This window comes from Rhizobium sp. 18065 (genome assembly GCF_902706095.1).
In the GTDB taxonomy this organism is placed as follows: Bacteria; Pseudomonadota; Alphaproteobacteria; order Rhizobiales; family Rhizobiaceae; genus Allorhizobium.
The window spans coordinates 360,770-379,462 of the sequence record NZ_CACSJP010000003.1 but is presented as its reverse complement, the minus strand read 5'-3'; the positions used below and the strand labels follow the sequence as shown (position 1 = coordinate 379,462).

Genomic DNA, 18,693 nt, shown 5'->3' with positions numbered 1-18,693 from the left:
AATCGACGCAAGGTTGCATCAAGATTTCTAAACAACCACCGACCGCGACGAACAGTGTCACCGCAGGGATGTCGTGGATAGAACTTTAAGAAGGTGCGTCAGTCGATCGCATACGCGCGGACGTGATCGACAAACATATAGGAAGGATCGGCCGCCAGGTTTCGCGTCTCCTCGTCGACCAGGGCGAGGTTGAGCAGGACATACATCGGCTGGCGATGCTGCGGCTGGGTTTCCGTCTTCCAGACCATCTGTCCGTCGAAATACATTCGGATGAACATCGGATCGATCTTCACGCCATAGGTATGATAGGCGGTCGGATCCGCGTCCTTGAAGACATTGATCCGTTTGCCCTTCGAATTGGGCGGTGCGTCACGGTGCCAAACATGCGCAGCCGAAGAATAGCCGCCGGGCTTGTCGCCGTAATATTCCAGCACATCGACTTCCGCCGTCGCCTTGGAACGATCAAGACCGATCAACCAGAAGGCCGGCCAGACACCGGGGCCTGTCGGCAGCCGGGCTCGCATTTCAAAATAACCATACTGCTGGGCAAAGCCGTTACCCTTCGGATCTACCGAGGCCAGTAGCCCTGATCGCCATTTGTCGGCCTTGTCGCGGCTGGCCTCGATGCGCAATACGCCTTGCTCGATGGTGAAGGGAAAGCCCTCCATCGGGGCAGAAAACCGCGCACCACCAAAATCGCCCGACCAGGGCGTGTGGGCGATCCACCGCGTGCCAGGGCCCCATTCGGACACATCGAGCGTGTCGAACTCTTCCGCAAATGTCAGCGACAACATCGCCGGATCGACCGCATCACCGGTATCGCCTTCGACAACCGGATCACTCCACGCCGGATTGACCAGCAGGGACAACAGAACGAGCGCAACACAAGACTTGGCGAAATACGCATCAAGGATTGTGTTTTCGCGCACGCGGACAGATCGGTGGACAAAACTGGACATATCAATTGAATAGCCGTGTCACATCGGAAAAATGAGAGCCGAATTTGGCCCGCCAGCTACCCAATTAGGCTTAGACAAGGCGTAAATACACCAGAACTGGCCATGTGATATTTTCCCAAGGTGTTGGACAGACTGCTCTTTGGCATATGGAAACCGGTACCGTGCAAGGTAGAAATGCGGTCGATCTGGGATGGCTGGATTTTCCGACAAAACGCAGATACAATCTGTACGGGAATTTGTGAAGCGGGAAGCGGATCGAAATGAGCCTTGAGTTGATGGGACTGGTCACAGCGCTTGCCGGACTGTTCATCCTGGCAGCTCCTTTGGCGTGGGCCTTTCCATTTATGGTCTTTTCAACGCTATTCGGTGCGGCAGCTGCCATCAGCCTTCCCATGCTGGGCGGCGCATCAATACTCGTACCCAATCTTCTGCTGGTGTTCTTCACGCTGCGGGTCTTCATGGCCACAGGAGAAGGTTACATGATGGCGGCGCTGCGGCCACAAAGTCCGGGCTTCTGGCTGCTGATCCTGACCTTGCTTGGAATTTTCAGCGCGATCTATTTTCCTCGCGTGTTCGAGGGGGTGACCGAGACGATGAAGGTCGAGCGGGTCACGAGCTCCAGAAATGTGATTGCCCTGTCACCGCTGCGGTTTTCGGCAAGCAACATAACCCAGGCTGTCTATGCGCTCGGTGGCTTGATCACATTTGCCGTCAGTTTTGCCTATTTCCGTCATCTCGGAAAGCCGGCCTATCTGGTCACGGCGATCATCATCGTTGCTGCGGCCGATATCGGCTTTGCGATCGCCGACGTGGTCACCTATTTCACCGGCACCGAATTTCTACTCAGCTTTGTTCGAACCGCCAATTATGCACTTTTGACCGCGGCGGAAAAAGGTGGGCTGAAGCGGATCTCGGGCACATTCGCGGAAGCCTCGGCATTTTCAGAATACACGCTTGTGCTGTTTGCCATCATCACCAGCCTTTGGCTCGACCGGGTCCGTTCGTGGGCGACCGGCATCCTGACGGCGCTCCTGCTTCTGGCCCTGCTTCTGTCGACATCCGCGACGGCCCTTGTCGGCCTTGCCATCGTGATCCCTTTTCTGTGGATCCGATCCTGGATCAGTTCAGCCTCTCCAATCACGAGCGGCCGCCCCGTGTTTCTCGCTGGTTGCCTGCTGGTTATTCCCGTAGCTTTGGTGTCGATCTTCATCCTGTTCCCAAGCGTCGGTGACCAGGTTCATGAATTTCTCGACATGATGCTTTTGTCGAAGGCAGACAGCCAATCGGGCAAGGAGCGTTTTCTCTGGAATGCCATGGCTTATGAGGCCTTTGTCAATACTTTTGGCATCGGAGCTGGCCTCGGTAGCGCGCGCGCTTCCAGCTTCATACTTGTCCTGCTCTCGAATGTCGGCCTGCCGGGTTTCATCCTTTTCGTTGTCTTCACCGGTTCCATCTTGTCTGCGCGACAACCGGACCCGACCGAAAATGAAGCCTATATGGCGAACGCAGCCATGCGCGCCGGAAAATGCGGTCTGATTGCCCTCCTGATCGGCGCCTGTACCTCCGGTACAGTCTATGACCTCGGTCTGCTGTTCTATCTGATTGCCGGCAGCATCGCTGCCATCAGCCTGGGCAAGGTGCCGGACCATGCACCCAAGGTCGCTCATCGCGATGTCCGACCGCTCATCGATAATATCGCGGAGCCATCATGAGAGTGCTCATTTTCAATGTAAAATACAGCGAGAATCTCGGAGACGGGCTTCTGGCGGAATGCCTGGAGACGGCCTTGTCGGAATATCCCGACATGCAGGTGGAAACCATCGACCTTGCCGGACGCACGGGTTACGGCACAACACATTCTCGTCGCCAGCTGGCGATCCGCGCCCTGCATGTGCTGCCGGCTTTCGCCCGTCGGCTGGCGGTCAAGGCCATGCTTCGATCCAAGCTGGAAAAACTCGCGCAGGATTGGTCAGCCAAGATCCAGAATGCCGATGCCGTGGTCGTGGGCGGCGGCAACCTGTTTCAGGATGACGACCTCAACTTTCCGCTGAAGATTGGCACATTGCTCGACTGCATCCGCAAAAGCGGCAAGCCTCTGGCCATCTATGCAGTGGGCGTCAGTGGAAACTGGTCGCCGGAAGCCCATCAGCTTTTCGGAAGGCTCAACGCGACCAGCCTGATCCATCTTTCGGTTCGCGACGACCTGGCGCTTCAACACTGGAAGCGGCATTTTCCCTCGGGAGTATCACCCATCGTGCTGCCGGATCCAGGTCTCTTGACCCGCAGCTTGCCGCATGCCTCGCTTGGCGGCGAGAACCGCAGCCTGCCTGCCATGGCCGGAATCTGCGTCACGGATCCCGTCATCCTTCAACGGCATGCAGGTGGACCGGCGTCAGACATCGCGCTCAAGTCCGTCGACGAGTACAGGGTTCTGATACGGCAGTTGATCGCGGACGGCTATCGCGTTCGACTTTTCTGCAATGGCGCCCGAGAAGACCAGGCGTTTGCCGAACGGTTGCTGAACGAAAAGACAATGCTGGCCTACAAGGCCAAAAACTGGCTCGACCTGGCTGAGCGCCCTGAAAAACCCGAGGAACTCATCGACATTCTCCGATCGGTCTCCGTCGTGCTGGCGCACCGGCTGCACGCCTGTATTGCCGCCTACTCGCTGGCAATCCCCCATGTGGGGCTGGGATGGGATCCCAAAGTCGCGAGCTTTTTCCGCGCCGTCGGACGCGAAACGTTTTTTGCCGCCGGCCCCTCGGCGACGCCTGCGCAAATAGCATCCCTGATCAAAATGGCGGAAGACAACAGTGTCGGCGATGTCCGCCGCGACACGACTCTAGCGGCCGCGGCGGCCGGCATCGAGACGTTGTATGCGGCCCTTAGTGTCACACACCCACGGACAAGCAGAACAAAACTGCTTGTCGACAGTTCAGGTTAACCTCGATGGGTAACCAAGATGACAGTTCACTACCGAAAGTGATTATGATGGCCAAGTATTTTGTGGTAAAAATTCCATTAGTCCTTGGGGGTCTTGGACGGGTGGGCTAATAAATGGGGCTAGAACATCATTTAGACAGCAGACCAGCACTCAGCTTCGACTATCAAAAAGATAGCCCGAAGCTGACAGGCGCCGTATTGCGCACTTACGCTGCCGGAACAACCATCTTCGATCCCGAATGCGAAGTGTCCCGAATTCTGTTTATCAACAGCGGCTGGGTGGTCTCCAGTAAAACCATGGCGAACGGTACCCGTATCGTCACGGACTTTTCTTTGCATGGAGATGTCCTGTCATCGGCATCTGCCTCGATCGCCCAGGAGACCGTGCAAACTATCTCCAACGTCAAATGCTACGAGTTTGTCGGACATCTGTCAGCCAAGGCCGGCGAGGCTTCGACACAACTGCCCCTGATCATGACCATCGAGATGATGAAGCGACATGCCCGCATCGTCGAACGCCTTGCAAGCATTGGCCGCCGTGATGCCTTCGGCAGAACGGGCCATCTGCTGCTGGAACTCGCGGTTCGTGCGGGCGCTGCATCGCGTCCCGATCTCGACGGGTTCGAGTGCCCGCTGAAGCAATCAGAAATCGGCGATGCGCTCGGCTTGTCCACCGTGCATATAAACCGCGTTCTCAAGGAAATGAGACTGGCGGGCCTGCTTTCGTTCCGTAACGGAATCGTTGAATTCCTCAATCGTCGCAAGCTGATAGAGATCGTTGACTTCGACTCCAGCTACCTGACCGGTCACATCTCTGAAAATGTTCCATCACAAAGATGATGGAACAATAATAACAAGAACAGAGCAGTACCAAAACTCTCATCGCACTTTAATTGGTGAAGTTAACCACGCCACTCACAATATTGCGGCCATTTTTGGTCGAAATACGACTTTTGACGTACGGACTTAACTTAGGTTAATGCAACGCTAATAAAACTGTGAAAAAATCACCTGTATAAATTGACAGTAATCGTCAAAGCAGATCGTCGTTACTCGACCGGGTAACGAAGGGGATTCTTTTGCGCCGCAGCAACGGCAAAGCCAAACGAATTGAGGGGTTTAAAATGAGTGCATATGCGTCGACCTCACACAATATCGATACAGTATCGAAGGCCGATATAGATTTCATAAGCTCGCTTGCCACCAGCCCGGCGCTGGATGCCAAGACCGATGAATATGTTCTAATCCTTGACAGCCGCGTGCTGGATCGCGAGTGCCTCTCCCGCAGCCTCTCGACCTATGATCCCGCGATGCGGATCGTCACCGCAGGAACTATCGAGGATTGGCGCAAGCGGCAAATGCAGAGCGAGCCATCCGCCGTCCTTCTTGTGGTGGCTGGCGGCAAAACCAACGAGCCCAGCGCCAGCGACAAGATCGAGCGTGCGGCGGCTGCGTTCAAGCTCAGCCCGGTGATCGTCATCGCAGAATCGGATGACCTTGGAGATATCCTCAAGGCGATCGATTGTGGGGCACGCGGTTACATTCCGACGAGCGTCAACATCAGCGTGGCGGCGGAGGCAATCTCGCTGGCTCGCGCCGGCGGCGTGTTCATTCCCGTCAGCAGCCTTCTTGCCAATCGGGAAGCACTGAACTCGGTGGTCAAGGGATCAAGCTATCTCAACGAGAGCTTCACGCCGCGTGAGATCGAAGTTGCCGAAGCCCTGAGACGTGGCAAAGCCAACAAGATCATCGCGTATGAAATGAACCTTTGCGAAAGCACGGTGAAGGTCCATATCCGAAACATCATGAAAAAACTGAATGTTACCAACCGGACCCAGGTTGCTTTCAAGCTGAAGTAAAGCTGCGGCGACAATCCGCGTTTGACTATGTTTGGGAACCGAGCAGACGTTATCTTGGCTGGGCTAGAGCATTGTCGGCGAAAACGGAGTCGCGTTCAATGCTCTAGCTCTTTGTTTTCACGCAGCTCCGGACGCAAAAGCGGTTCCCACTTTTGCTGGAATTGCTCTAGTGCAGAGGCACATGCCCAGCTTCATCAAACAGCGATGACATGGATGCACCGAACGTGGTGGGTTCGACCAAGGAAACGCGCCTCGCAATCTCTTGGTCGATCACTTTTTTCATGCCTGACTTGAAGTTCAGAACGCTGAACTGCGACGCGTGCATCTGAATGGCCTCCGGCCGGAACCGATGTTCCATAGCCTCGAAGATCTCGACCGCATCAACCAGTGATTCAACCGACTGGTCCTTGAACAGTATGCCGGTGTGACCGTGAACCACAGTATCCATGGCACCGCCGCGACCATAGGCGATCACGGGCCTGCCGCTTGCCATGGCTTCGACCGGCACAATACCGAAATCCTCTTCACCCGGAAAGATCAAGGCGCGGCAACGGGCGAGATGCGACCGGAGATCCGCGAACGAAGCCTGGCCGACAAAGCGGATGGTCGGCCCCGCCTCGCGCTTCAGCGCCTCGATCTCCCGATCGTCTCCGCCGCCCAGAACCACCAGGTTACGCTTCATGCTGGTGAAAGCACGGACAGCAAGATCGATCCGCTTGTAGGGGACGATCTGCCCGGCGCAGAGGTAAAAATCACCCAGGTCGGCGCTCGGTGCAAACTCGTCGACCGCGACGGGTGGATAGACGACCACGGAAGACCGCCGGTAATATTTTCCAATGCGATTTGCCACATGGTGCGAGTTGGCAACGAAACGATCGACCCGGAGGCTGGAATTCGCGTCCCATGCGCGCAGGACCGGGGCCAGCAGCGGCATCATGATCCGTGCAGCCAGACCCGCATTGCCGCGATAGAAGTGGTAGTGATCCCACAGATAACGCATCGGCGAATGGCAATAGCAGACATGCACTGCATGTGGCGGAGGGATAATGCCTTTTGCAGGCCCGGATTCGCTCGAGATGATCAGATCGTATTCCCGCAGATCAAAGCTCTCCAGAGCAAATGGCATCAGTGGCAGCAGCGACTGATAGTATTTTTTGGCGCCGGGAATGCGCTGCAGAAACGAGGTGAAGATCCGATGGCGCCGGATCTTCTCGGACAGCTTGTCACGATCGCATACCAGCGTGAATATGTCCGCATCCGGGTACATATCGCACAAGGCCTCGATCACTTTTTCGCCGCCACGCATCGATACGAGCCAATAGTGAATGATCGCCACCCGCATGGGCTGTTCCCTTCCTCGACTTTGGCGCGACGCTACGCGCTCGCCATGCCGCCCGCCCAGAACCCACTTAGGCCTGCCGACCTGATCAAACGGGCGGATCTGAAAGCGAAGAACCCAAACTCCTGGCCAAACGAAGCACGCTTTGCCTACCCGAGAGGTCCCGATCTCATCCAATCGGGGTGGAGGCGTAGTTCCTCCTACCAAAAGTGACTAGTCACGAACCGACGGCAAGAGAATTTACTCAGCGCGGATCGAAGCGATGATGGAGCGATACGGAACCGTCATGTCTTTCAGCATCCATCAGGATACTTCCGGCTGCGGCTCCACCCATCATGAGGCTGAGTCATGGCATATCGGAATTCAGGGCCATATATCGATCCGGCATCACAACGGCTGGCAGGATCTCGCCGCTGGCCGATTCCACGCTTCGCCCTCGCTGCCTTGCTCGTCCTTCCTGCCATGATTGTTCTTCCCGCAACATCCGGCACGGCAATCGCAGAAGAGCGCCTGAGGCCGCAGACCCGGATCAAGGTGACGATCGTAGAATGGGTCGCCTCCACAGGTGAATACAAGGAATGGACCGCACTCAACGGAGAATATGCGGTGTCGCCGGCTGGAACCGTCGCCGTGCCCCTGCTTGGGGAGTTTCCCGTTGGGGATGACACGCCAAGCACCGTGGCGCTCAGGATCGGCGAACTGCTGAAAAACAAGACGGGGCTCTCCGCGCCACCGGTGGCGACCGTCGAAGTCGTTCGATATCCGATGTTCTACGTCTCCGGCGTGGTCGCCAAGCCGGGAGAGCTGGAATACCGCCCGGGCCTGACGATTACCCAGGCTGTCGCCATGGCGGGCGGGCGCGAGCGCCGGGCCAATCCCAACGGATCGTGGGATCTGGAACAGGTCAAGTATGCCGGTGAACTGAACCGATACGATCTTGCACTGAAGCAGCTGATGGCAAAGCGTGCCAGGCTGGAAGCAGAACTCAAGGATAGCCTCAAGGTTGATTTTCCAGCCGAGCTCGTCAATGCCCGCGATGGCAGTGCCGGCAAGCTCGTCATGGACAGCGAAGGTGCCTTGTTTGTTGCCCGTGCGGAAGCGTTGAAGCGCCAACTCGCATCCCTGACCGAACTTCAGGTCCTGCTGCAGAACGAAATCAGCGTCCTGGACGAAAAGACCGCGGTCCAGGACCGCCAGATCAAGATCGCCCAGGATGAGCTGGAAAGCATTGCTTCGCTGGTTGATTCCGGAACCTTGGCGAAATCGCGAGAGACCGCACTTGAACGGGTAGTCGCCGATCTGAGCAGCAACAAGCTCGATCTGGTGATCGCGGCAATGCGTGCAAAACAGAAGCTGAGTGAAACGCAAAGGGATGCGATCACCTTGAGAGGCCAGCGGCGAACCGAAGCCGGGCGCGACCTTCAGGAGGTGCTTGCCGAACTCGAAGATACCAAGCTGAAGCGCAATACCGTGATCGATCTCCTCCAAGCAACCGGTGCCTCGGTGTCGCGTGATGCGGCAATGGCAGCCGGAGATCTGCAACCGCTGGAATATTGGGTAACCCGCCTGGAAGGCGCGGGCGTGGCGGAAAAGCTGCCGCAAACGGCGAGCCTCGCTCCGGGCGATGTGCTCGATGTACGCTACGACATCTCGTCAAGCATGACGGTGGCGCAGCAGACGGCCCCTGCAATGGGGCCATCCCAATAGCCATGAACGCAAGCGCTCAGACAAAACAGGGAGAAACCCATGGGGCTCCATGAGTTCGGAACGATCGAGACCTACCCTCCGATCGAGAGAAAGGAAGATATTCGGAAAGAATATCTTTCCTTCCGAGACATTTTCAACTTCCTGAAGAAGAATACCCCGATCATCGTACTGTCGACGATTGGCGGTGTTGTTCTGGGTATTCTCTACACAATCAACACACCGTCCAGTTATGAGGCGACCGCACGTCTCGTCATCGACCCCGAACAGGGTCGGATCGTCTCCCAGGATGCAACGACCGGCACCGTGATCATCGAGGCGGCAGAAATTGCCAGCCAGGTCGAAATCGTCAAATCGGAAGCGATCGCCGAAGACGTTATCCGCAAGCTCGGCCTGATGACGGATCCGGAAATCGTCGACAATCGCTCCTGGCAGTCAGCCCTGCGTGGCATCGTCATATCGGCAATCGAGACGGTCGCCGGCTCGGAAGATGAAGAGCAGGGTCCCCCCACCGACGAAGAGCGGATGAGACGCACGATGGACGGTTTTCTGTCGCGGGTCTCCGTCCGCCGTGTAGGCCAGTCCTATGTTCTGGAGATCGGATACCGTTCCGGCGATCCGCAAAAGGCAGCGAGAACAGCCAATGCCCTCGCCGGGGCCTATATTCGCAATGGCATGAACGATCGCGCCGCCGCTGCCAAACAGGGTGCGCAGTGGCTCGAGGGTCGCCTGATCGATGTCGGTCGCAAGGCGCGCGAGGCAGCGCTCGCGGCCGAAGAATATCGCAATGAGCATGATATCACGGCGATGGCAAATGCGACTTCGCTCGATCAGCAGCAGCTGGCCGAAGTCAGCAGCCAGATGCTTGCCGCTAGGGCAGCAACGGCCGACGCATCGGCCAAGCTGACCACCTTGAGCAAGTTGATCGAGAACAATTCTACCGATGCGAACCTTCCCGAGATCGCCAACAATCCGCAGATCCAGAAACTGCGTGACGACATGCGCCTGGCGCAAACCCGTCTTGAGGGCCTCAAGGACCGCTACAGCACCGGCAATCCGGCAATTACCGCCGCCGAAGCCGACATATCGCGCATACAAGCCTCCGTCCGCAGTGAGCTTCGCCAGGTCGAAGGCCTCTATCGCTCCAATCTCGAGATTGCGCGGACAAGAGAAACCTTGGCCGAACAGCAGTTTTCCTCCGCCAACAGCCAGGGCGCCGACAAGAATATCGCGCGCGTCGAGCTTGCAGAGATCGAAAGCCGGGCAAACACTTATAGGCGCCTTTACGAGAGCATCCTCCAGCAGTTCGTCGGTGCCTTCCAGACCCAGTCATTTCCGCTCGGCAAGGCCCGTATTGTCGCCGCAGCCACAGAGCCTTTCGGTCGGGACTGGCCGAAGCCGTCCGTGATCCTGCCGTTTTCGCTGATGCTGGGCCTATCATTCGGATTGTTGGCGGCTGTCGTGCGGAGCGGCTTGGACCGCAGAGCCGGAACGAGCGAGCGCCTGCAGCGCGAACTTGGCATCGCCTCCCTTGGACATGTGCCGGTATACAAGCCGCAGCTTTCGGGCAAAAATCAACTAAACGGTCTCCCGGCATCGGTCCTGCCGTTGAGATCGATTTTGGACATGCCGTATTCGCCATTCTCCGAGGCGCTGCGCGGCGTGAAGAATTCGCTGGATTCGATCGTGCCGGCCAACGGATCCGTGGTGATCGGCATCACATCGGTCGGATCCGGCGAGGGCAAAACGACAATTGCCACGAACCTGGCGCAGCTCTATCAGAACGAGGGCCAATCGGTGCTGCTGGTGGACGCGGATTTTGTCGCAGCGCGATTGACCCGACTTGCGGTGAATGCGGCCGCCGATTTCGCCCTCAAGCCGATCCACCCCGCGGCACTCGGCGATCCCGCAGATGGGCTTGGCGGTTCGCGGCTGATGCGTAGCGCGCGCTACAGCGAGCGCACCTATCTCGAACATGATCCCGAAGATGCGACCACGGACGCGGCCATTCCAGTGCCGCTACTGACCGTGGAGCAGACCAGACGATCAGCCGCAACGCCATATCGGTATGGTCATCTTTCCGCGCTGAAAGAGGCTCTGGCGAAGCTACGGCGACAATATAAGGTGATCATCGTCGATATGTCCGGATTTGAAGATTCAGCCGACACACGCGCGATCTGCTCTTATGTGGACGGCATCATCCTTGTCATCGGCAACACCAGAAAGCTGACAATCGAACGTCTCTCGGATGCGCTGAAGGCCTTTGGTCGCTCACGCATTGCGCTTCTCGGCGTGATCTCAAACCGAAGCGAGACGAAGCCGAAGCGGAATTTGGCGCTCCTGGGAGGACCGTCCCGATGACAGTTGAAACAGCACAAGCCCTTGCACGAAACAACACTGCCACGCCGGTCTCCGGAATGGCGATCGTGGTCGGCATCCCAAGCGCCGGACGCCGTGACATCATCACCGCAGTCATTCCCCACATTGCCCGGCAGACACGGCAGCCGGATGAAATCGTCATCTGCGTTCCAACGGCAGACGACGTCGATACAAAGGCCCTGTCCCGCCTGCCCTGTCCCGTTCGGGTTCTGGTGTCGCAACGCGGCAGCTGCAGACAGCGCAATGCGATCCTCGACGCCGTTCCGGATGCGGATGTCGTTCTGTTTCTCGACGATGATTTCCTGCTGGCACCAAGTTATCTCGCAGAGATGGAACAGCTTTTCCTGAAAAACCCGGACGTCGACATCTCAACAGGAACCGTGATTGCAGATGGCATAACCGGGCCAGGCATATCCGTGACGAAGGGTCTGGAATTGCTGCGCAACACTCCTGAACCGAGCGACGCGATACCGGCTTGCACGACCTATAGCGGCTATGGCTGCAATCTGGCGGTCCGCATGTCGGCCGTGCATATCGGCGGCTTGCGCTTCGATGAAAACCTGCCGCTTTATGGCTGGCTGGAAGACGTCGATTTCAGCCGGATTGCCGCACGCTACGGCCGCGTCGTCAGTTCCCCGCGATTGCTCGGCGTGCATCTGGGAACGAAGGTCGGCAGAACGTCGAGCCTGCGGTTCGGCTATTCACAGATCGCCAATCCGATTTACCTGATGCGCAAGGAGACCATGAGCTTGCGCCATGCCGCCCATCAGATGGGCCGAAACTTGCTCGCCAATCTCTTCAAGGTCTGGCGGCCCGAACCGTGGATTGATCGCAAGGGTCGGCTCAATGGCAATCTGCTGGCCTTGCGCCATCTCGTTACCGGACAGTTGGCGCCACAAAACATCGAGAACATGGATTAGTCATGACACAGCGACGACCCGACCGTGTCGTGATCATCAACGACCGCTCGGCTATGGTCGGAGGTGCATCCAACCTTGCAATTCTGTCTGCGAGACTGTTCCGGCAACAGGGGCTGAACGTCACCTATCTCTGTGGTGACCAGCCGGAAACCGACATGCCCGTCCCCGACACGATCGGGCTTGCCGGCAAGCCTCTCGTGCAACAGGGCAAGCTTTCTGCCTTCGCCACCGGCCTTTACAATGCAAAGGCCTTCACGGCGCTCCACGAGCTCATTCGGGAAAAAGACACGCCGTCCACGATCTATCACGTGCATGGTTGGTCGAAGATCCTGTCCCCTTCCATTTTTCGCGCTCTGTCGGGTGTGCGGGACAGGACGATACTTCACGCCCATGACTATTTTCTCGCCTGCCCCAATGGCGGCTTCACCAATTACAGGACGGACCACATCTGTCAGCTTCGTCCCATGTCGGCGCAATGTGTGATGAGCCAATGCGACAAGCGGGGATATCAGCAAAAGCTGTGGCGCACCGCACGTCACCTGCTGAGGGAACATTTCTATGCGATCCAGACCATGCCAGCCAATATCGTGGTGGTGCATGAGCGCATGCGGACGCGTTTCGAGCAATCCGGTATGAACACCGACCGGATAGCCACCATTCGAAATCCGGTGGAGCCGTTCTTCAGCGTCCCTCAGAATCCGTCGGAACAAGACACCTTCTTTTTCGTCGGCCGTCTTGAGCCGGAAAAAGGCTTTGAAGAGGCCGCCCGCGCAGCGCGCATGGCGAATGTCAAACTCGAGGTCATTGGCGACGGTCCAGGGCGGACAGTACTGGAGCGCGAGTATCCGGAAGTGGTGATCCATGGCTGGCAATCACGCGAGGGTCTGCGCCGCATCATGCAGCGCGCGCGCGCCCTGGTGATTTCATCGCGCGTCCCGGAGCCTTTCAGCCTTGCCGCTCTGGAGGCCGTATCGAGCGGCATCCCGGTGATCATGCCGGATTCGGCCTTGTTGAGCACCGAGATTGCAGAGTTTGATTGCGGATTTTCCTTTGCGCATGGCAATCCGGATGCCCTTGCCGCGCGCCTGCGCCAGATGGCAGGTGATGATGATGTTGTCCGAACATTTGCCGACAATTGCCGCAGGCATGCACCTGCGCTGGCCTCGACCCATACGTCCTGGATCGAGGCCCTGCTGGTGCTGTATGGCGAAGTTCTCGACCGTGCCGATGATCCGGCACAACACGGTGCGGTTCCCGACGGTCAGTCCCCGGCGGTCGATGCCGGCAGCTTCGCCGGCCAAAGACTTTAGAGGTTACTTCGGCTCGAGGCGGAAGTAGAAGCCGGCATTGTCGCTTGCGCCCAATTCCGGATGCGTCTCAATGACATGCGACAACGCCCCAATGCTCCAGCGGTCGATCTGGCGATAGCCAAGCTGCTCGAGATCGCGAACGAAGTCGCCTTCATCCCGCATCTGGTATGGCACATAGGCCTTGCCGATCCGCTCAAGCGTGACGATCGGGCCGCCTTTGCGAAAGGCAACCTTGTTGAGCAGCAGGTGCTGCGGCAGATGCGGCAGGCTGGTCAGGACAGACGACAGCGGAACATCGAGATACTGCATCAGGCCGGAGCCGAGAAATACCGACATGCCCGGCGCATTCTCAAGCCGATCGACAAAATGCAGCTGATCGAGACCGTCCCTCTCGGCGCGCCGACGCCCCGCCTCGGCAATGGCCGGCAGTTCGTAGACAACCCATTGAAAGCTCTTCGGCAGATCCAGCATGCTGCGGAATGCGCGGTACTTGGTGCCCATATGCCCACCGGCATCAAGCAGGCCGTCAACCCTGTCTCCCAGCCTGCTCAACCAGAACAGCACCGGATAATCCCAAGGCGCCACCCTGCACATCTGCTCGAAGGCGACATGGGCAATCTCGTCATGATTGTAACCGGCAAGCGGCCCGGCTTTTGCTGCTGCCGTGATCGCTTCGTCGAACGAGCGGTAGGCGCCGGTAAAACGACGCGGCAGCGGCGACAGATAGCGCAACCGACCGCCGAGCGCGCGCAGGGGCACCAGCGATTGACCAACGCCCGACCCCATGGTCTGCAGCAAGGCCTGGACCGTCTTCTTCATCTTCGCCGTGCCTCCGGCAATCTCTTCGACCTGTGCTCTGATGTTCACGTCCCTACCCCTGTTCCTTGATCGTGACGGGCAGCAGACCACCGGCCACCTTGTGGAGCACCGCAAGCGTGCCGATATAGACGATGCCGCCCGCCAGGACCTGCAGGAAGGTGGTGGTGAACCCATTCATCACGGACTGTCCCGCGACATCGCCAAGCAGGAAAATCGTCAGCGCCATCGCAATCACGGCCACTGCCGGATGGGCGCAACCGCGCAGGATCCGCGACCAGTTCACCGCACCATAGAGGCTTTGAAGCCAGGCGGAGACGGCGAAGGAAAACAGGGCGGCAGCGCATTGGCCCGCCGCCGCCGCCACCATGCCGAATGGCGACAGCGCGACAATCAGACCAACGGAAACGAGGCTGTTGACCAATATCGCCGCCGGCATCTTGCGGATCGTGCCGGTCAGAGAGAGCAGAGGTTCGGTGACATAGCCCGGCACCAGCAGGATCTGCTTGACCGACAGCAAGCTGACCAGAATGGCAGCCGGCGCCCATCCATCCCCCAGCGCGAGATGGATCAACATGCCCGACATCAAGGCAAGACCGATATAGATCGGCGCCGAGATGGCCATCAGGACAACGACGAATGTGGTGGCCTTGGCGCCGATCTCCGGCGAGGCTCCACGTGAATTGGAGCCAGAAACCGCCCCCTTCCGCAGCACGACCCAGGCCAGCTGCCTTGCCGGCTCGCCGACAACTTCTGAGAACGCCGAAACAATACGTTCGGCAGCCCGGTAGTAACCCGCCTCCGTCAGGCCAAGGACGCTGCCGACTACCAGAGTCCCTGAATAGGAGCGCAGGAAGACGATCAGGCGATTGGAAACGATGTGCCTTGAAAATTCGAAGAGTTCGCGCAGGAACCTGGACCGGACGCCAAGCTTGGGCAGCCAGCGCAGGACGAGCGCATAGGCGATGACACTGACCACCTGGCTCGCGAGCCGTCCCGCCACCAGGGCAAAGATGTTCAGTCCGTGGAGCAACCCCAGAATGGCGACTGCCGTCCCGCAGAGTTCGGCAACGATCTTGATCATGCTCAGATCCCGCAGACGCCCGTCGGCAATAAAGACACCTTCGCAGACCGAGCCGAAGGGCGTGGGCAGCAGCCAGATGCTGAACATGGCGACAAGCAGGCCGACATGCGTCAGTTGAAAATAGAGGCCCAGCACCAGCGCAACACACAGGCCTGTTGCCATGGCAGTCACGCCTGAGACGATGGCGACAGTCGCGATCTGATCCAGCCGGTCTCCGTCGTGATGCGTTTTCATGACGAATTCGCTCCAGCCGCCCTCGGCTAGGATGACGAGCAGGGCAACGATCGCAGCAACATAGGCAAAAAGCCCGAACTCGGCTGACTCCAGCGTGCGGGCTGCAACGATGAATGTCGCCAGCTGGGTGAACTGCACGACGACCTTTGCCCAGAGCGACCACATGGCGTTGCCGAGCAGCGATCGCAGGATCGAACCCGTACGCAACGCTTCGGTGCGACGGGTAAGCCACATGCAAGTTTTCGAAAGTAAGTCTGGCATCAGCATTCCTGCCTTATTCCATGTCTATGATCATCGCTGAACTGCACAAGTATCCACCAACTGTTGCGGGCAGACCGGAACAGGAATGACTTCAAACTTTGTTGACCTTTCATCGATAGATTCATGGCATCCAGATCGAACTGCAAACAAAACCGCCCGCTTTCAGCGCCACGTTCAGAGTTCTTTGAAGCCGCGCGGTCGATGAGAGGCCTATCCATGAGCGAGATAGCTTTGAAATTCCAACTTCGATGGCTCGTCATCATTTTCTGCCTGAGTGTCTGGGCCGCCATCGCCTGCTGGCTTGTTTGAAGCACATCACCGTTCGTTCTGCGCAAACAGAACGACGCCGATCGTCTTGATGATGATGGCGATATCGGTTCGAAGCGACCAATTGTTGTAATAGTCGACATCGAACTGGACGCGCTGCTCGTAGGACGTATCCGCGCGCCGAGACACCTGCCAAAGCCCCGTCAGCCCCGGTGTCAGCGTCAGATAACAGTGAACGTGCTGACCGTAGTGCTCGAGCTCTTCCGCAATAATCGGTCTTGGACCGACGATGCTCATCTCGCCCTTTAATATGTTCAACAGTTGCGGCAGTTCGTCGAGGCTGGTGATGCGCAGATATTTGCCCAGCCAATGAACGCGCGGATCGCTTTTCAGCTTCTGTGTTTCCCGCCACTCCTGCAGTCGCGCCGGATCGCTGGAGAGCAATTCGTTGAGCACCCTGTCGGCATCCTTGCGCATGGTGCGGAACTTCAGGCAGAAAAATGGGCGGCCGTCGCGCCCGATCCGCTTGTGGCGGAAAATGATATGACGGCCATCAACGAACAGCAGCGCGATGGCGATCAGGATCAGTGCCGGCGACAGGAAGACAAGCGCAAGTAGCGAAAAGACGATGTCGAAGGCGCGCTTGAGACCACGCCGGCCGACATGTCTTGCCGACAAGTCCCGTGCATGACGCTGCGCAAAATTATCCGAATACAAAGACATCACCCGCCCCTTCCAGCCAACTTAAAGCTGCCTGCCAAAGAGGGACGAAGCAATTGATCCTGATAGCCAGCGGTTCCACTGATAGAGGTAGGTGCCTGCCCCTTTTTCGGCCTAAAAGCCGGTTGATGCTTGTGGCATGTCAGGCACTTTTGCGTATATGCGGATCCTTGAGTGTATTCGTACGACCTTTGGCAATCGGCTCGGCAGGTTCGCGCTCAAGCTGCAAGGTCCGGGTCCAGGAGCAGCCATTGGCATTGATCTGTCGAGCGGATCGGGATTTCTGGGTATCCAACCAGTAGCGCGCACTAATAAATGCTCTGAAACAAGGCCCTATGGACATTCCCGAGACCCATATTTCTGCAGGCCACGGGATTTTTTCGCAAACTTTTTTCAACGGGAAGGCGCTTGCCGGGCGTCTACATGGCGCTGGCGAGAGCAGCTTCCATGCGCTCATGCGCCTTCTTCGGCAATTTCGCAGCCTTGAAAGCCTCGACATTGACTGCCGGATCGTTGACCACGATGGCCGCAACCATGCCCATTCCGACATGCGGTGCGCATTTGATGCCATAAACACCCGGCACGTCGAATGTGACCTTGATCGTCTCGTTCATCTTGCCCTTGAACTCGGTAGCGCCATCAGGGCTCATGCCCTTGATACTTTCGGCATTGTGACCCTTGTCCGTCGGGATGAATGTCACCGTATCACCGGCCGCAATCTTCAAGCCTGCGGGTTCGAAGACCATCGCCTGGCCATCGGCGCCCTTGTTCAACATATGCACTTCAAAATCGGCAGCCCCTGCGGAGACCGTAAGGGTTGCGATGAAAAGGCTGGCGGCGGTGAAATGCTTGAGCGCATAAAACATGTCTATTCCATCTCCATTGACGGGATCCATTGCGATCCGTTGGCAACGGGAGTTACGCGCCTTCCAGGATTGCTTCTTTGACATAGAGCAAATTGGAAAAATGAACCCGAGAGATCAATGACGACGGCAAGTCACCTTCCATGAAGGGATAAACTCTCCTAGGCTTTGCACAGAGATTGCCGACCACGATCTGTACCCGAACCACGGACAGCCAAACCTGAAGGACTGCAAGAGAGATGATGGAACGAGGCCACGACACGAGCCAGCTCGAAATGGTGGTGCTGATGACGCCAGACATGGCGAATTTTTCCGGCAAGGTTCATGGCGGTGCCTTGCTCAATCTGCTCGACCGCGTCGCCTATTCCTGCGCCTCGCGCTATTCGCAGCAATATGCCGTGACCCTTTCCGTCGACCAGGTGGTATTTCGCCAGCCCATTCATGTCGGCGAACTCGTCACTTTCCGCGCCTCGATCAATCATGCCGGCCGGACCTCGATGGAAATCGGCATCCGCGTCGAAGCCGAAGACATCCGCAGCGGCGAACGCCGCCATACCAACTCCTGTTATTTCACTATGGTGGCCGTCGATGCCAACGCCCGCCCCATTGCCGTTCCACCGTATGAACCGAAGACCCCTGCCCGCAAGCGGCGCCAACGCGCGGCCGAGATCCGCCGCAGCCTGCGGCTGGAATTCGAGGCCCGGTTCAAGCAGGCAAGCGCACTTGCCGATGAGAAGACGGGTGATGGAGAGTTCGAGCCGACATCTTGAGAATGAGTTCGGCTGACATCCCCGGTCGGTTCCAACCTCGCGAAGATCTCATAGTGCGAACACCACGAAGGATGCGGTCGCGCCATTCGATCACCCTCCGGGCCGAGGATTGCGGCATGGGACCGGCAGGAGCGCCTACCACTTTCGAAGTAGTTATACCCTGTCCGTAAGCATAGTATTGCTTCTCTTTGAATAGGATCGAGAGAGATGCGTATACCTTTCGAATCGAAATCCGCCGATCGCGCCCGATCACACAGGAATTCGG

Annotated in this window: 15 protein-coding genes; 9 read left to right on the top strand and 6 right to left on the bottom strand. The window is 57.8% G+C overall.

Features of this window, described 5'->3' with window-relative positions; translation table 11 throughout:
* Window positions 1-98 precede the first annotated feature (98 nt).
* Window positions 99-929: a glycoside hydrolase family 16 protein gene (locus tag GVK95_RS10300; protein WP_244618729.1), complete on the bottom strand. Its 831-nt coding sequence runs from the start codon at window positions 927-929 to the stop codon at window positions 99-101.
* Between the two features lie 290 nt (window positions 930-1,219).
* Here GVK95_RS10300 and GVK95_RS10295 point away from each other — a divergent pair, with 290 nt between their 5' ends.
* The 4 genes from GVK95_RS10295 to GVK95_RS10280 all read left to right on the top strand — a co-directional run bounded on the left by GVK95_RS10295 (window position 1,220) and on the right by GVK95_RS10280 (window position 5,761).
* The gene (locus GVK95_RS10295; RefSeq protein WP_159949154.1) at window positions 1,220-2,671 is read left to right on the top strand and encodes a hypothetical protein; all 1,452 of its coding nucleotides are present in this window, start codon (window positions 1,220-1,222) and stop codon (window positions 2,669-2,671) included.
* Window positions 2,668-3,903, top strand: a complete 1,236-nt coding sequence (locus tag GVK95_RS10290) for a polysaccharide pyruvyl transferase family protein (protein WP_159949152.1) — start codon at window positions 2,668-2,670, stop codon at window positions 3,901-3,903. Before GVK95_RS10295 ends, GVK95_RS10290 begins: the two co-directional genes overlap by 4 nt.
* 113 nt (window positions 3,904-4,016) lie before the next feature.
* The gene (locus GVK95_RS10285; RefSeq protein ID WP_007607287.1) at window positions 4,017-4,742 is read left to right on the top strand and encodes a Crp/Fnr family transcriptional regulator; all 726 of its coding nucleotides are present in this window, start codon (window positions 4,017-4,019) and stop codon (window positions 4,740-4,742) included.
* A gap of 284 nt (window positions 4,743-5,026) precedes the next feature.
* Window positions 5,027-5,761 carry a response regulator transcription factor gene (locus tag GVK95_RS10280; protein WP_159949150.1) on the top strand — a complete coding sequence of 245 codons (735 nt, stop codon included), beginning with the start codon at window positions 5,027-5,029 and terminating at the stop codon, window positions 5,759-5,761.
* A gap of 166 nt (window positions 5,762-5,927) precedes the next feature.
* On the opposite strand, the gene GVK95_RS10275 is transcribed toward GVK95_RS10280, so the two are convergent.
* A complete protein-coding gene (locus GVK95_RS10275; RefSeq protein WP_159949522.1) occupies window positions 5,928-7,103 on the bottom strand; it encodes a glycosyltransferase in 1,176 nt (391 codons plus the stop codon).
* Window positions 7,104-7,448: 345 nt separating this feature from the next.
* Between GVK95_RS10275 and GVK95_RS10270 the strand changes: the two genes are divergently transcribed.
* From GVK95_RS10270 to GVK95_RS10255, 4 genes are read left to right on the top strand one after another with little or no spacing between them, the layout of a single operon-like run.
* Window positions 7,449-8,807 (top strand): polysaccharide biosynthesis/export family protein, encoded by a 1,359-nt coding sequence (locus GVK95_RS10270; RefSeq protein ID WP_159949148.1) that lies wholly within the window; start codon window positions 7,449-7,451, stop codon window positions 8,805-8,807.
* A 39-nt stretch (window positions 8,808-8,846) separates the two neighbouring features.
* A complete protein-coding gene (locus tag GVK95_RS10265) occupies window positions 8,847-11,165 on the top strand; it encodes an exopolysaccharide transport family protein (protein ID WP_159949146.1) in 2,319 nt (772 codons plus the stop codon).
* Window positions 11,162-12,103 carry a glycosyltransferase family 2 protein gene (locus GVK95_RS10260; RefSeq protein WP_159949144.1) on the top strand — a complete coding sequence of 314 codons (942 nt, stop codon included), beginning with the start codon at window positions 11,162-11,164 and terminating at the stop codon, window positions 12,101-12,103. The genes GVK95_RS10265 and GVK95_RS10260 overlap by 4 nt, the downstream gene beginning before the upstream one ends.
* A 2-nt stretch (window positions 12,104-12,105) precedes the next feature.
* Window positions 12,106-13,413: a glycosyltransferase family 4 protein gene (locus GVK95_RS10255; RefSeq protein WP_244618728.1), complete on the top strand. Its 1,308-nt coding sequence runs from the start codon at window positions 12,106-12,108 to the stop codon at window positions 13,411-13,413.
* A 3-nt stretch (window positions 13,414-13,416) separates the two neighbouring features.
* Here GVK95_RS10255 and GVK95_RS10250 read toward each other — a convergent pair whose 3' ends face one another.
* From GVK95_RS10250 to GVK95_RS10235, 4 genes are all read right to left on the bottom strand, one after another.
* Window positions 13,417-14,280: a methyltransferase, TIGR04325 family gene (locus GVK95_RS10250; RefSeq protein ID WP_244618727.1), complete on the bottom strand. Its 864-nt coding sequence runs from the start codon at window positions 14,278-14,280 to the stop codon at window positions 13,417-13,419.
* Window positions 14,281-14,284: 4 nt separating this feature from the next.
* A complete protein-coding gene (locus GVK95_RS10245; RefSeq protein WP_244618726.1) occupies window positions 14,285-15,781 on the bottom strand; it encodes an oligosaccharide flippase family protein in 1,497 nt (498 codons plus the stop codon).
* Window positions 15,782-16,123: 342 nt separating this feature from the next.
* On the bottom strand, window positions 16,124-16,798 hold the full coding sequence (locus GVK95_RS10240) for a sugar transferase (RefSeq protein ID WP_159949140.1): 675 nt from the start codon (window positions 16,796-16,798) through the stop codon (window positions 16,124-16,126).
* A 416-nt stretch (window positions 16,799-17,214) separates the two neighbouring features.
* Complete coding sequence (locus GVK95_RS10235) at window positions 17,215-17,661, bottom strand: pseudoazurin (RefSeq protein ID WP_159949138.1); 447 nt, start codon at window positions 17,659-17,661, stop codon at window positions 17,215-17,217.
* A 239-nt stretch (window positions 17,662-17,900) separates the two neighbouring features.
* Here GVK95_RS10235 and GVK95_RS10230 point away from each other — a divergent pair, with 239 nt between their 5' ends.
* Window positions 17,901-18,428 carry an acyl-CoA thioesterase gene (locus tag GVK95_RS10230; protein ID WP_159949136.1) on the top strand — a complete coding sequence of 176 codons (528 nt, stop codon included), beginning with the start codon at window positions 17,901-17,903 and terminating at the stop codon, window positions 18,426-18,428.
* The last annotated feature ends 265 nt before the right edge of the window (window positions 18,429-18,693 follow it).